Here is a 13,096-nt window from a genome sequence, read left to right as displayed (position 1 = left end):
CGGGGCGAGGTTTGATGGAAATGGCGAGGGACATCGCGAGCGCGTTCGTGGAAGCGCGAAAATCCGGACGTCCGATCGAGGAATATCCGGGCGAGCGGCCCACCACGTTGGCGGCGGCGTATCGCGTTCAGGACAAGGCGCTGGCCCTGTGGGATCGCGAAGTGGCGGGCTGGAAAGTCGGGAAGATCAATCCGCCCGACAGCGAGGCTCTGGGCGCCAATCGGCTGGCCGGTCCGATCTTCACCGACAGCGTCCAGCGCGAACAAGACCAGCCTGCGCAGTTCGCGATTTTCGACGGGGGTTTCGCCGCGGTCGAGGCCGAGTTCATGCTGCGCCTGAAAACCCTAGACGAACCTCTTCCCCAAACCCCCCACGCGGCGATGCGCTGGATCGACGAGGTCCGGATCGGAATGGAAATCGCCTCGTCGCCCTATGCCGGTATCAATGCCGATGGGCCATGCGTCACCATTTCGGACCACGGCAACAACGCCGGGATCCTGCTGGGCAAAAGCGTCCCGGAAGAAATGTGGGACGCGCTCGATTCCGTGCCCGTTTCGGTTCGTGTCGAGGACGCGACCGTGGGCGAGGCGACGACGGCGGACATGCTGGACGGGCCGTTCGGTGCGGCCTGCTTCCTGCTGCAGAACCTGGCGGATCGCGGTATCGAACCGCGCTCCGGCTGGTGGATTTCGAGCGGCGCGATCACCGGCGTTCACGAGGTCGGTGCCGGTCAGCAGGTCACCGCTTCGTTCGGAGAAATCGGAAGCGTCGAGATTTCGACCAGCATCTTCGGTGCGTAATACGCCGTAAAGCGAGACGGGCGGGCGGGCGGGCCGCCCCGCCCCCGATCCGGCGGTTAACAGCCCCTAACGCAGCAGAAGCAGCGAGATCCGCCGGTTGCGCGGATCGGTGGGATCGTCGGCGATCAGCAACTCGCGATCCGCGACGCCTTCGATCCGGCTGAAGCGCTTTTCGGGCAGGCCGTCGCGCATCAATTGCTGCCGGGTGGCTTCCGCCCGCCCGGCGGAGAGCGACCAGTTGTTCGCCACCGTTCCCGGCTTCCATTTCACCGCATCGGTGTGCCCGCGCACGATCATCGGCGCTGCTTCCTCCGCCACCGCGTCCGCGATGACGTGCAGCAATTCGCGCGCGTCGCCGGTCAGTACGGTGGTGCCGAGCGCGAACATGGAGAAATCGGCGTCGTCGATCATGTCGATACGGATACCTTCGGGCACCACCATCACCCGCACCTGCCCCGCCAGGCTGCGCAGGCGCGCGGTCTGCGCCAGGCGATCCTGGATCTGCTTCTGCATCTGCGCGGCCCGCGCTGTGCTCGGCGCGGGCGAGGCGCCCTCGCGCGGTCCGCCGGTGGCATCGCGGGGAATGGTGAGCGCCCGCGTCCCGGTCTGACCCGCGGCATTCGGATAACTGTCGGCATCGGTAATCGAACTGCCGCCCAGCAGCCCGTTGGACCCGGCGCTTTGCTCCTTCAGCTTGACCAGCGTCGGAGTGAAGTAGTCCGCCAGCCCCTTGCGCTGATCGTCGGTCGTGGAACCAAGCAGCCATAGCAGGAGGAAGAACGCCATCATCGCGGTGACGAAGTCGGCATAGGCCACTTTCCACGCGCCGCCATGATGGCCCGCCTCCTGGACGATGATCTTCTTCACGATCAGCGGCCGGGGCGCCTCCGCCTCGTTCGCGGCCACGGCGGGCGCGCGCCGCTCCCCGCCGGGCGGCGGGTTGTCCATGAGAGGCGCGCTGGCCACCTCAGCGGCCCTTCAGGACGTCGAGCAGATCGGTCAGCTGCGGGCGCAGCATGTGCGGCAGGCCGGAACGCGCCGATTCCACCGCCAGCGCATGCGGATGGCCGTGCAGGCTGGCGATCATCACCTGCTTGACCGACAGGAATATCTGCTGGTCGTGAATGTTGATCTGCTTCAGCCGGGTCGCGAGCGGCCCCACGATGCCGTAGGCGAGCAGCACGCCCAGGAACGTGCCGACCAGGGCCGAGCCGATCATCCCGCCCAGCACCGACGGCGGCTCGTCGATCGAACCCATCGTCTTCACCACGCCGAGCACCGCGGCGACGATCCCCAGCGCAGGCAACGCGTCGGCCAGGTTCTGCAGCGCATGGGCGGGCTCGTCCATGTCGTGGAAATGCGTCTTGATCGCGTTGTCCATCACCTCTTCCACCGCGTGCGTGTCCAGCGTGCCGGAAGAGACCACCAGCAGGGTGAGCGTGTCGCAGATCAGGTGGAGCAGCGCCTCGTCCGCCAGCACGCGCGGATATTCGGCGAAGATCGTCGATTCCTGCGGGTTCTCGACATGGCTTTCGAGCGCGACCGGCCCTCCGGTCTTGAGCGAGCGCATCAGCTTCGCCGACAGGGCGATGGCGTCGATATGATCCTGCTTGGTGTAGCTGTTGCCCTTGAACACGCGCAGCAGCCCTTTGCCCAGCGCCTTGAGCTCATGCATCGAATTGCCCGCCACCAGCGCGCCGATCGCGGCACCGCCGATGATCAGCATTTCGTGCGGCACGGCTTCCGCGACCGGGCCGATCGCACCGCCGGTCAGCACGAAGCCGCCGAACACCATGACGAGCAGGATGACGATCCCGATGGCCGGAAACATGATCAATTACTCCCGTAAATCAGATTGAGTTGAACAGGCTGAGCGAAGCGAGCCGCGAGAACCCGGCCTGGCTTGCTTCCAGCACGGTCATCATTTGCTGCAGTTCTGCGATGGTTTCCGCGAAATCGATCCCGCCGATCTCGCCCGATTCGGCGGTGCGGACCTGCGCCTTCGTTTCCTGGCGGCCCTGGACCGTCTCGACCCAGGCGAGGCGGGCACCGATCACGGTCTGGGTGCGCACGACCGAATCCAGCGACCCGTCCAGATCCTTCGCCGCCCCTCTTGCGACTTCCTTGGCCATGGCGTCATCCACCGTGGGATCGAGGAGCGTGTCGCTGAGCTGGCGCAGATAGGCGAGGAGATCGGTGTTCTGGCCGCCAGCCTGGAAATCGAGGAAGCTCGGCCCGGTGACACCGCGCGAGACCGACTGTCCGTCGCCGAGCGAAAGCTCGCCCGCGCCCGCGGTGCCGACATAGGTGGCATCGCCATTGCCATCCAACGCATAGGCATCGCCGGTCGCGGCTCCGCCGAACAGCGCGTTGCCGCTGCTGTCGCGGGCGTTCGCGGTGGCCAGGATGCCCAGCCGCATCTGCGCCAGTTCCTGCCCGATGGAGTACCGCTCCTGCGGGGATGAGGAGGCGTTGGCCGCCCACAGCGCCAGTTCGCGCGCGCGCACTATGTCGTCCGCCACCAGTTGCAGCGAACTGCCCGCCAGCGACAGACTGTCATTGGCCCGCGCCGCATTGGCGCTGTCGATCGCGGCGAGCTTGTCCATGCGACCGAGCTGGCGCAGGCGCGAGGCCGCGACCGGATTGTCGGACGACCGCGACAGCTTGCTGCCGGTCGAAAGCTGTTCCTGCAGACGCTCCGCCTCACGCCGGATGGAGCCCATCTGCATGGTCGAGCGGTCATAGAACGCGAGAGTGGAATTTACCGGACCGGGCATGTCATCCAATCCCCAGCAGCGTGTCGAAGATGTCGGCGGCGACCTGGATGATCCGGCCGTTCGCCTGGAAGGCCTGCTGGAAACGCAGCAGGTTCGCGGCTTCCGCGTCCAGGTCGACGGCGGTTTCCGCGCTCAGGGCGATCCCCGCGGTGTCGGCAATGGTGCGCAGCGCATCGCGCGTGGTGGTGCGCCCGCCGATCGCGCTCGACAGCTCGAACAGGATGCGGTCGGCGGTCTTCGCCGGGCCGTTATCGTTCATGGCAGAGATGAACGCGGTGAGGTTGCCGGTATCGCGGCTGTTGGCACCCGCCCCCGCGGGTGCGGTCGCGAGACCCGCGCCGCTGGTCAGCGCAAGCCCGATATCGCGGGGTTGGTGCCGGAAAACAGCGGCTGGCCCTGCGTCCCGGCGGGCGTGATGCCCGCGGCCTGGGCGGTGTTGCCGCGCTCGATCAGCTGGGCGGCGAGGCCATCGAGCTTGTCCGACAGGTCGGCGATATGGCGCAGGCCCTGCGCCTGTCCGGCGAGCGAGCCCGAACCCAGCACCAGCGGGGTGCCCCCGACCGAGAATTCGGTATTGCCCGCGCCATCGAACGCGACGCTGATCGAGGCGGCCTGTGCCCCCGATACGATCGTCTGCCCCCCTGCCCCCCCGGCGCGGACCGCGACCCGCCCGACGCTGTCGAATTCGGTCGACAGATTGGCAAGGCCGGACATGCGGGTGAGCAGGGCGTCGCGCTGGTCGAGCAGCGCCGCCTTGTTCGCGCTGCCTTCCTGCGAGCGGGCCAGGCCGATATTGGTCCGCGCCAGTTCCGCCGACAGGGTGTTGAACTCGGTCACCCCGGCTTCGACATCGAAGCGCAGCTCGTCCGCGGCGACCCCCATGCCCTCGGTCGCGATGGCGAAGGTCTGCGTCAGCGTATTGGCGCTTTCCAGGGCATTGGCGCGCAGCGCGCCGTCCAGCGGATCGGATACCAGCTGCGACAGCGCGGCTTCGAAATTGACGATGGCGGGATAGATGCCCGCCTGTTCGATCGCGCTTTCGGCGTTTTTGAGCCCGCGCAGTTCAGCGTCGGCCCGGCTGACGTCGCTGTTGGTCCGGCGGACCTCGTTCTGCAGAAACAGCGACTGGGTGCGCTGCACCCCGTCCGCGCGCACGCCACTGAGCGCGGACGACGCGCTGAGCCCGATCCCGCCGGTCGCGACGACTTCCGACTGGCCCAGCGTGCGCCGGGCATAGGTGGCGTTGCCGGCATTGGCGATGTTCTGGCCGGTCAGCTCCAGAGCCGCGCGCGCCGCGCTCGCGCCGCTCTTGCCGATGGTGATCAGATTGCCGGACATCGCGCCTTAGCCTTCCCTGTGATCCAGCCGCGCGGACAGCTGCGCCTCGATCGCGTCCGCGATGCCGAAGCTGCTGCGCTCCGCCGCGATATCGGCGAGATGTTCGTCCCGCATCGCGGAAAACTGCTCCATGCCCCCGGCGCCCATCACGTCATCGCCGCCGAAATCCGCCGCCCGGGCGGCCTCCAGCATGCGGCGCACGAAAATCGCCTCGAACCCGCGAGCGGCCTTGCGCAGTTCTGCACGTTCGGGCGACAGCTCGGGTGTTGCCGGTCCGCTGGCCGGGCCGATGGCGGAGAGCGGGCTCACATCACCACCATTTCGGCCTGCAGCGCACCGGCCTGCTTCAGCGCCTCGAGGATGACGACGAGATCGGATGCACCCACGCCCAGGGTGTTGAGCGCATCGACGATTTCCGACAGGTCGGCCCCGCCCTGCATCAGCACGACGCGCTCGCCCACTTCATCCACGGAGATGGTGCTCGCATCCTCCACCGCGGTCACCCCGCGGCTGAACGGCTCGGGCTGGACGATGCGGGGATCCTCCTCGACCCGGACGATCAGCTTGCCGTGGCTGATCGCGGCGGGCGACAGGCGCACCGCGCCGTTCATCACCACCGTTCCGGTGCGGCTGTTGACGATGACCTTGGCCGCGCTTTCCGCGGGCTTCACCTCCAGCATCTCGATCGCGGCCATCAGCGACGAACGCGCGTCGCTGCCCAGCGGCATCAGCAGCTCGATCGTGACGCCGTCGACGATCCGCGCGGTGTCGGGATAGCGCGCATTGATGGCGTCGCGCACCCGCGATGCGGTCAGGAAATCGGCGTCGTGCAGATTGTAGCGCAGCGTGCTGCCGGCATCGAAGCCGGTGGCGACATCGCGTTCCACCGTGGCCCCGCCCGCCACGCGGCCCACTGTGGGCACGTTGACCGACAGCTGGGAGCCGTCGCGTCCGCTCACGCCCAGTCCGCCGACGGCGAGGTTGCCCTGCGCCATCGCGTAGATCTGCCCGTCTGCACCGTAGAGCGGGCTCAGCACCAGGGTGCCGCCGCGCAGGCTCTTCGCCTTGCCGAGCGTGGATACGGTGATGTCGATCCGCTGGCCGGGCTTGGAGAATGCCGGCAGCTCGGCGGTGATGATCACCGCGGCGGCATTCTTCAGGCCCGGGGCCACGCCGGGCGGCAGCGTGAGGCCGAACCGGCCCGACACGCCCTTCATCGCCTGCGTGACATATTCCAGATTGTCGTCGCCCGTGCCCTGCAGGCCGACCACGACACCGTAACCGGTTAGCTGGTTGGTCCGCACGCCCTGAAACCCGCCCAGGTCGCGCACGCGCTCCGCCGCGGCGGGGGTCGGTGCGAGCACGCCGAACAGAGCGGCGAAGCTCATCAGGAGGATGGAAAGCCGGTTCATCGTCGCCTCTCCCTCAGAACGGGCTGATCGCGCCGAAGAAGCGCGACAGCCAACCCGGGCGGCTGGCCTGCTGCACCGCGCCATTGCCCGAATATATGATCTGGGCGTCGGCGACCGAAGTCGAACGGACGCGGTTCTCGATATCGATATCGGCGAGGCGCACGATGCCGGCGAACTGCACCCACTCGTCGCCCTGGCTCAGAAGCATCTTCTTTTCCCCTAGGACCAGCGCGGTCCGGTTGGGACGCACTTCTGCGATGGTGACGGCGATGGCACCGCTGAGCGTGCTGCGCTGCGCGGCATCGCCCTTCCCATTGAACGACGCCTGGGCCGCAGCTTTAAGGGCTTCGGGGTCGAGAAAGTCGAGCGGACCGGCGCTGGGCGGCGTGATCGACGCGCTACCGTTGCGATTGGTGCTGCCCGCCGTGCTCTTGGCGGTGACCACGCTCTCGGTCAGGACGATGGTCAGCACATCGCCGACCGCGCGGGCACGGGTGCCCTCGTGATAGGCGGCATAGCCGTTCGCGGCCTGGAAGATGGCGCCGTCGCGCGCGGGGGCGACCGGCGGTGGCGGCGGCAGCGCGGCGTGGAAACCGGGCGCGGGCGCGGTGGAGCCGCACGCGGCGAGCGAGGCGGCGAGACCGGCGACGGATACGAGGCGGAAGCGGTTCATCATGGGGCTCACAGCGTCTGGTTCGCGTTGCGCAGCATTTCGTCGACCGCGCTGATCATCTTGGAATTGATCTCGTAGGCGCGCTGCGCCTCGATCATCGCGACCATTTCCTCGACCACGTTGACGTTGGACGCTTCCAGCATGCCCTGCCGGATGGAGCCGCGCCCCTCGGTCCCCGCCGCGCCGAGCTCCGCCGGGCCGCTGGCCGCGGTTTCGAGCAGGAAGTTGTCGCCGCTCTGGCGCAGGCCGGCCGCATTGGCGAAGCGCGCGACGGTGAGCTGGCCGATCTCGGTCGGATCGGTATCGCCCGCGACCAGCGCGCTGACGGTGCCGTCGGGCGCAATGCTGATGGACTGCGCACCCGGCGGCACGGCGATCGCGGGCTGCACCGCGAAACCCTGCGCGGTGACCAGCTGCCCCTCTGCGGACAGGGTGAAGTTGCCGGCGCGCGTATAGCCCAGCTGTCCGCCGGGCAGCTGCACCTGGAAATAGCCTGCGCCGTCCAGCGCCAGGTCGAAGGTGTTGCCGGTGGTGTCGAGCGTGCCCTGCGTCTCGATCCGGCTGGTGCCCTGCAGCCCCACGCCGGTGCCCAGGTTCAGCCCGACCGCATATTGCGATTCGTTGGTCGATTGCTGTCCGGCGACGCGCGCCTCCTGATAGGCGAGCGTGGCGAAGTTCGCCCGGTCGCGCTTGAACCCCGTGGTGCCGATATTGGCGAGGTTGTTGGCGATGACGCGCATCCGCGCGTCCTGTGCCTCGAGCCCGGTACGGGCAACGTGAAGGGCGGAAATGGGCATGGTGGGTGGTCCTTCGTGCGGAAAAAAGCGCGCGTCAGCCGCGCAGGCTCATGAGCTGGGAACCGGCGCGATCGAGATCGCTGGCGGTAGTGAACAGTTTGGCGCGCCGGTCGAAACTGCGCTGCGCCTCGATGATGTCGATCAGCGTTCCCGCGGTATCGACGTTGGACTGCTCCAGCGCGCCGACCTCGACCTCGGCGGTCGGATCGCCGGGCAGCACGCCGCCGTTCGGCACGCGCATGAACCCGTCGAGATCCTTTATGATGGTGCTGCCCGCCGGGCTGGCGAGCTTGATCCGGCCCACCTCTTCGGGCGGCAGTTCGGGCGTCGCGGGATCGGCGGCGGTGACCGTGCCGTCTCCCGCGATCGCGACCTGGCGACCGGCGGGGACGGTGATCGGCCCGTTCTCGCCCAGCACCGGGCGACCGTCGCCGTTTTCGAGGACGCCCCCGACCCCGATCGAGAGATCGCCACGGCGCGAATAGACTTCCGCCCCGTCCTTCCCCTGGAGCGCGATCAGGGCATCGCCCTTGACCGCGATGTCGAGCGGTTGACCGGTCGTGATCACCTTGCCGGCGGACATGTCCGCCCCGCGCACCGCGCCTTGCGCCATGACCCGCACTTCCAGCGGCGAGCCCTTCAGCGTCAGGGGTTTGACGCTGAAGGTCTCGGCGCGAAAGCCGGTGGTCTGCGCATTGGCGAGATTGCTGGCGACGGCGCGCTGCCGCGTCATCGCTGCATCCATGCCGGTCAGCGCGGTGTAGATCATCCGGTCCATCGCGATCAGCTCCGCAGGTTGATGATCGTCTGCGAAAGCTGGGTCGCGGTGTCGATCGCCTTGGCGTTCGCCTGGAAGTTGCGCTGCGCGGTGATCAGGCCGACCATCTCCTCCGCCAGATCGACGTTGGACCGCTCGAGCGCGCCCGACTGCAGTTCACCGAAGCGGCCGACCGCCGGCACGCCGTAGGACGCGGTGCCCGAGGTGCCGGACGCTTCCCACTGCGAGGAGCCGAGCTGGCGCAGGCCGGTCGGCGCGATGAAGCTGGCGAGCGCCACGCGGCCGATCGTATCCACCGTACCATCGGCATAGGCAGCCCGGATGCGCCCGTCCTTCTGCACCGTGACGCCCGAAAGATCGGCACCGTCCGCGTTCTGCTGCGGGATGAACACGTCGAGCGTGGTGCCCGGATTGGTCGGCTGGCCGTTCGCGTCGACCGCCATCATCTGCAGGCGGTTGTCGGCCCCGTCCTGCAGAAAGCCCGCGCCGTCGATCTCGAACGCGCCGTTGCGGGTGTAAACCGTCTTGCCGGTTTCCCCGCCGCGCAGGGTGAAGAAGCCGTCGCCGCTGATGGCGAGGTCGGTCGCGCGCTGCGTCTGCTCGATCGGGCCGAGGGTGAAGCTCTGGGTCATGGAGACCACGGTCGCGCCGATACCGCGGATCATCTTGGGCTCGGTATTGGGGCCGCCCGAAACCAGGTCGGCGAACTGCGTATCGCTCTTCTTGAAGCCGGTCGTTTCCGCGTTGGCGATGTTGTGCGCGATGACGCCCAGATCGGTCTGTGCGTTCTTGAGGCCGTTGAGAGAGGTATAGAAAGACATGGTAGGGTTTCCTTCGTGAAAATTCGGATGGAGATCAGGCGGAGGCGCCGGGCCGGAGCATGTCCTGCAGGCTCGATTGGGCGGCGACGAGGGAGTCGAGCTTGTCGGCGATCGCCTGCAGCGTCGCGTTCGTCTCGGTCGTGCCGGACAGCGCGGTAAACTGCGCCATCTGGACCAGCATTTCCTTGTTATCGACCGGATTGGTGGGGTCCTGCTGCTTCAGCTGTTCGATCATCAGGCGCAGGAAATCGCCACTGCCGAGCGCGGCGAAGCCACTCTTGGCAGCGGCCGCGGGGGCGGTCGGCGGGGCGGCGCCGGTGGCACCGGCGGGCTGGTTGGCTATGACGGTCATTTCATCCTCATCGTTTCGAGCATCAGTTGCTTGGCGGTCTGCATCGCCTCGACCAGGTTCTGGTACTGGCGGGCGCTTTCCATGATCTCGACCATCTCCGCCGTCTCATCGACCGGCGCTTCCCACACGTCGCCGTTCTGGTCGGCGAGCGGGTGGCCGGGATCGTGGCGCTTGACCGGCGCGGCGTCGGACCGGGCGATGCCGTTCAGCTTCACCGTGGAATTGCCGCTCGCGCGGTCGAGCTCTTCGCCGAACACGGGGCGGACCGGGCGATAGGCCTCGTCCTCGCTGCCCGCGACGGAGCCCGCGTTGGAGAGGTTGGAGGCGGCGGCGTTCATGCGCACCATCTGCGCGGACATCCCGCGCTGGACGATGGTGAAGACGTTCATCGGGGCGGGCATGTCATTCCCCCTTGATCGCGCGGGTGAGCGTTTCGACCCGGCCCTGGAGGAACGACAGAGTGGCGGTGTAGGAAACCGCGTTCTCAGCGAAGGCCATCTGTTCGTTGGCCAGCTCCACCGTGTTGCCGTCTAGCGAGGGCATGGTCGGCACGCGGTAGCGGGTCGCGCCCGCCATGGCGGAAGAGCCGTCGGTCCCACCCAGACGCGCCTGCAGCGCGGCACCGAAATCGATGTCGCGCGCCTTGTAGCCCGGGGTGGAAGCGTTCGCGATGTTGGATGTCAGCATTTCCATGCGCCGCGAGCGCACTTCCAGCGCCGCTCCGTGAATGCCGAACAATGTCTCGCTCATAATCGGTCCTTTCGCGCTCGTGACGTGCGCTCGCAGAACCATACGCAACAAGCGTGCCAGTTTTCACAGCCCCACCTTTCGGGACCGCGCCCGCCGCCGTTGCGGCAAGTTTTTGCCGCTCCCGGCAATGTTCGGCCACCCGCTTAAGCCCTCCATCGCCGGGACGTTCTCCAGTCTCGAGGAGCTTTCTTATGGATTTCGCGAACCTGATCGATCCGACCGGTGCGGCGATCGTGCTTGGCGGCACGATAATCGCCACGGTGCTGCGCACCGGTCGCCAGGAATGGCGGGCGACCGCGCACGTGCTGGCCCGACTGACCCGCCCGCGCTTTTCCTACGCGCGCACGCGGGCGGAAATCGCCCCGCAGGTGGAGGGGATCCGCAATGACGGCGTGCTGCGCGCGCGCCCGGCACCTTCCAACGACCGGGAAATCGCGGAGGCGACCGGCGCGCTGATCCATCATCGATCGGTCACCGCCCTGATCGAGGCGCATGACCGCCATCGCCAGGCCCGCCAGCAACAGCGCGCCGATGCCCTGCAGCTGCTGCACCAGGCTGGCGAACTCGCGCCCGTGTTCGGCCTTGCCGGAACGCTCGTCGCGCTCAGCCAGCTTGCGGCCACGGGCCTCGACCGGACCGGGCTGCTGGCGGCGGTCGGCACCGCCGTGCTGACGACGCTGTACGGTCTGGTGACCGCGCATGTCCTGATCTATCCGGTCGCGCGGTTGATCGAGCGGCGCGGCGCGCACGAGGAAAGCGAGCGCGAACGGCTGATCGACTGGCTGAGCGAGCAGTTGCGCGACGCGATCCCGGGCAAGTCCGGCGGATCGAGGATGCGCGCGGCATGATCCCGCGCCTCACCAGCGGCTGGCAGATCATGCTGGCCGACCTGTCCCTAATCCTGTTCATCGTCACCGCCGCGGCGATCGACACCGATGCGGCCCCCACCCCGGCGCAGGGCCTCGCCGCGCGGGCGGAGCCGGTCGCGGTGTTTCGCCCCACCGGCGAGACCGACCTGACCAGCTGGCTGGCGGAACGGCCGCTCGACCCGCGCGAGCAGCTCACCATCGTCGCGCGCTATGGCGCGGGTGGGCTGGACCGCACACGCGCGCAGGCCGAGGCGCTGGCGCAGCAGGCGGATGCGGCGGGCCTCGCCCCGCGGATCGTGATCGAGCCGGGCGAGGCGGACGACGTGGCCGCGGTGTTCGCCTTCGATCCCGCCGTGGCACGCAACTTGCAGAGATCAGGCACACCGGCCCAGGGCCGATAAAGGATTTCGCGCGGGACCACCGCCCGCCAGCAGGAGACATCAATGTCCATTCGCCGTTTCGTCCCCAGTTTTGTCGTCGCCATCGCGGCTGCCAGTGCCGTCGTGCCCGCCGCGGCGCAGAGCGCCTATACCGACCCCGCCGCGATCGACCGCGCCGTGGCCGAATTCACCGGCAGCTCCATCGGCACGCCCGGTGGTGCCCTGCGCGGCGTCGATCGCCGCTTGCGGCTGAACGCCTGCCGCGGGCCGCTGGCCCTCGCATGGTACGGCACCACCCGCGACAATGTCCGGGTCGAATGCACCGATGCCTCCGGGTGGAAGCTGTTCGTGCCGGTCCGCCGCGACGTCGCCGCGATGCAGGCCGCCGCCGCGCCCGTGGTCAAGCGGGGCGAGAACGTTTCGGTGGTCATGCGCGGCCGCGGTTTTTCCATCACCGCCTCCGGCGAGGCGATGGAAGCGGGCGCGGAAGGCGAATGGATCAGGGTGAAGCCCGAGAACGCGAAAGAACCGGTGCGCGCGCGTGTCGAACGCCCGGGCCTCGTCACTATCCCCATGTCATGACGTTGTTTTTCAACGACTTTGCCGGGTCCGGCAACTTTCTGCCGTCCAGTCCTTAAACTTTCGTGACAGGCGTCGTTCTACTCCTTGTAAGCGATGGAGCACGCCATGTCCCTCGATATCAACCCGCTTCGTATCATCCGCGCCAGCGATGCGCGCCTCGATCAGACGCGCCAGTCCGACACCGGTTCGATGCCGCAGACGTCGGTCAAGTCCGGTCGGCAGGAAGCCGGGGTGCTGGTCGAAACGAAGGCGCTCCTCGCCGAATCCGGGCCCCCGGTCGACAACGACCGCGTGCGCGAGATCCGCAAGGCGGTGAGCGACGGAACCTATCCCCTGTCCCCAACCCGCGTGGCCGATGCGATGATCGCCGCGAAATTCATGCTGAGCGACCGGAAATGACGCAAACCAAGACCCTGGCGGATTCCCTGCGGCAGATGATTGCCGTTCTGGAAGAAGAGCGGCAAGCGCTTGCCGCGATGGACATCGACGCGCTGTCGCTCGCCGGGCAGGAAAAGCACATGCTGTGCGGAACTTTGGAGGGCGGGAGCGCGGATCCGCTCGACGCCGAGTGCCGCAGCCTGCTGGAGCTGGCGCGGCACGCGAACGAGGTCAACCGCCGGGTCCGCAACCTGATGGCGGCGAACGTCGCCGCGCGGCTGAACGCGCTGACCGGCGGAGCGGGCACCTATCGCGCGGGCGCGGCCAACGCATCCTACGCGGTCGTGCGCGCTTAGGCCCACGATCGGGGCGCTCCGACGGAGCAATCT

At 68.0% G+C, this 13,096-nt stretch carries 20 protein-coding genes; 6 read left to right on the top strand and 14 right to left on the bottom strand.

Going from position 1 to position 13,096, the window contains the following annotated elements:
* Positions 1-20 precede the first annotated feature (20 nt).
* A complete protein-coding gene (locus F7D01_RS10370; RefSeq protein ID WP_371819593.1) occupies positions 21-800 on the top strand; it encodes a 2-keto-4-pentenoate hydratase in 780 nt (259 codons plus the stop codon).
* Positions 801-866: 66 nt separating this feature from the next.
* Here F7D01_RS10370 and F7D01_RS10365 read toward each other — a convergent pair whose 3' ends face one another.
* The 14 genes from F7D01_RS10365 to flgB all read right to left on the bottom strand — a co-directional run bounded on the left by F7D01_RS10365 (position 867) and on the right by flgB (position 10,498).
* A complete protein-coding gene (locus F7D01_RS10365) occupies positions 867-1,748 on the bottom strand; it encodes a flagellar motor protein MotB (protein WP_215229768.1) in 882 nt (293 codons plus the stop codon).
* A 19-nt stretch (positions 1,749-1,767) separates the two neighbouring features.
* Positions 1,768-2,631: a flagellar motor stator protein MotA gene (gene motA, locus F7D01_RS10360; protein ID WP_215227496.1), complete on the bottom strand. Its 864-nt coding sequence runs from the start codon at positions 2,629-2,631 to the stop codon at positions 1,768-1,770.
* Positions 2,632-2,650: 19 nt separating this feature from the next.
* Positions 2,651-3,577 (bottom strand): flagellar biosynthesis protein FlgL, encoded by a 927-nt coding sequence (locus F7D01_RS10355; RefSeq protein ID WP_215227495.1) that lies wholly within the window; start codon positions 3,575-3,577, stop codon positions 2,651-2,653.
* A 1-nt stretch (position 3,578) separates the two neighbouring features.
* Positions 3,579-3,836, bottom strand: a complete 258-nt coding sequence (locus F7D01_RS10350) for a flagellar basal body rod C-terminal domain-containing protein (protein WP_215227494.1) — start codon at positions 3,834-3,836, stop codon at positions 3,579-3,581.
* An 86-nt stretch (positions 3,837-3,922) separates the two neighbouring features.
* Complete coding sequence (locus tag F7D01_RS10345; protein ID WP_215227493.1) at positions 3,923-4,915, bottom strand: flagellar hook-associated protein FlgK; 993 nt, start codon at positions 4,913-4,915, stop codon at positions 3,923-3,925.
* Between the two features lie 6 nt (positions 4,916-4,921).
* Positions 4,922-5,224 carry a rod-binding protein gene (locus F7D01_RS10340; RefSeq protein WP_215227492.1) on the bottom strand — a complete coding sequence of 101 codons (303 nt, stop codon included), beginning with the start codon at positions 5,222-5,224 and terminating at the stop codon, positions 4,922-4,924.
* Positions 5,221-6,327, bottom strand: a complete 1,107-nt coding sequence (locus tag F7D01_RS10335; RefSeq protein ID WP_215227491.1) for a flagellar basal body P-ring protein FlgI — start codon at positions 6,325-6,327, stop codon at positions 5,221-5,223. The genes F7D01_RS10340 and F7D01_RS10335 overlap by 4 nt, the downstream gene beginning before the upstream one ends.
* Positions 6,328-6,340: 13 nt before the next feature.
* Positions 6,341-7,003, bottom strand: coding sequence for a flagellar basal body L-ring protein FlgH (locus F7D01_RS10330; protein ID WP_371819592.1), 663 nt, complete (start codon positions 7,001-7,003; stop codon positions 6,341-6,343).
* A gap of 5 nt (positions 7,004-7,008) precedes the next feature.
* A complete protein-coding gene (gene flgG / locus F7D01_RS10325) occupies positions 7,009-7,797 on the bottom strand; it encodes a flagellar basal-body rod protein FlgG (protein ID WP_215227490.1) in 789 nt (262 codons plus the stop codon).
* Between the two features lie 34 nt (positions 7,798-7,831).
* Positions 7,832-8,575, bottom strand: coding sequence for a flagellar basal body rod protein FlgF (locus F7D01_RS10320; RefSeq protein WP_215227489.1), 744 nt, complete (start codon positions 8,573-8,575; stop codon positions 7,832-7,834).
* 5 nt (positions 8,576-8,580) lie between these two features.
* The gene (locus tag F7D01_RS10315; protein ID WP_215227488.1) at positions 8,581-9,396 is read right to left on the bottom strand and encodes a flagellar hook-basal body complex protein; all 816 of its coding nucleotides are present in this window, start codon (positions 9,394-9,396) and stop codon (positions 8,581-8,583) included.
* Between the two features lie 34 nt (positions 9,397-9,430).
* The gene (locus F7D01_RS10310) at positions 9,431-9,748 is read right to left on the bottom strand and encodes a flagellar hook assembly protein FlgD (RefSeq protein WP_215227487.1); all 318 of its coding nucleotides are present in this window, start codon (positions 9,746-9,748) and stop codon (positions 9,431-9,433) included.
* Positions 9,745-10,149 carry a flagellar basal body rod protein FlgC gene (flgC, locus tag F7D01_RS10305; protein WP_371819591.1) on the bottom strand — a complete coding sequence of 135 codons (405 nt, stop codon included), beginning with the start codon at positions 10,147-10,149 and terminating at the stop codon, positions 9,745-9,747. The genes F7D01_RS10310 and flgC overlap by 4 nt, the downstream gene beginning before the upstream one ends.
* A gap of 1 nt (position 10,150) precedes the next feature.
* The gene (gene flgB, locus F7D01_RS10300; protein ID WP_215227486.1) at positions 10,151-10,498 is read right to left on the bottom strand and encodes a flagellar basal body rod protein FlgB; all 348 of its coding nucleotides are present in this window, start codon (positions 10,496-10,498) and stop codon (positions 10,151-10,153) included.
* Positions 10,499-10,689: 191 nt separating this feature from the next.
* Here flgB and F7D01_RS10295 point away from each other — a divergent pair, with 191 nt between their 5' ends.
* The 5 genes from F7D01_RS10295 (at position 10,690) to F7D01_RS10275 (ending at position 13,063) form a co-directional block, all read left to right on the top strand.
* Positions 10,690-11,346 (top strand): MotA/TolQ/ExbB proton channel family protein, encoded by a 657-nt coding sequence (locus tag F7D01_RS10295; protein ID WP_215227485.1) that lies wholly within the window; start codon positions 10,690-10,692, stop codon positions 11,344-11,346.
* Complete coding sequence (locus tag F7D01_RS10290; RefSeq protein WP_215227484.1) at positions 11,343-11,768, top strand: hypothetical protein; 426 nt, start codon at positions 11,343-11,345, stop codon at positions 11,766-11,768. Before F7D01_RS10295 ends, F7D01_RS10290 begins: the two co-directional genes overlap by 4 nt.
* A gap of 42 nt (positions 11,769-11,810) precedes the next feature.
* Positions 11,811-12,329 carry a flagellar basal body P-ring formation chaperone FlgA gene (flgA, locus tag F7D01_RS10285; protein WP_215227483.1) on the top strand — a complete coding sequence of 173 codons (519 nt, stop codon included), beginning with the start codon at positions 11,811-11,813 and terminating at the stop codon, positions 12,327-12,329.
* A gap of 105 nt (positions 12,330-12,434) precedes the next feature.
* Complete coding sequence (flgM, locus tag F7D01_RS10280) at positions 12,435-12,728, top strand: flagellar biosynthesis anti-sigma factor FlgM (protein WP_241554441.1); 294 nt, start codon at positions 12,435-12,437, stop codon at positions 12,726-12,728.
* The gene (locus tag F7D01_RS10275; RefSeq protein ID WP_215227482.1) at positions 12,725-13,063 is read left to right on the top strand and encodes a flagellar protein FlgN; all 339 of its coding nucleotides are present in this window, start codon (positions 12,725-12,727) and stop codon (positions 13,061-13,063) included. Before flgM ends, F7D01_RS10275 begins: the two co-directional genes overlap by 4 nt.
* The last annotated feature ends 33 nt before the right edge of the window (positions 13,064-13,096 follow it).

The organism is Erythrobacter sp. 3-20A1M (assembly GCF_018636735.1).
GTDB lineage: Bacteria > Pseudomonadota > Alphaproteobacteria > Sphingomonadales > Sphingomonadaceae > Alteriqipengyuania.
Note: the sequence above shows the minus strand (reverse complement) of the source record. Positions and strands in the feature narration are given on the sequence as shown.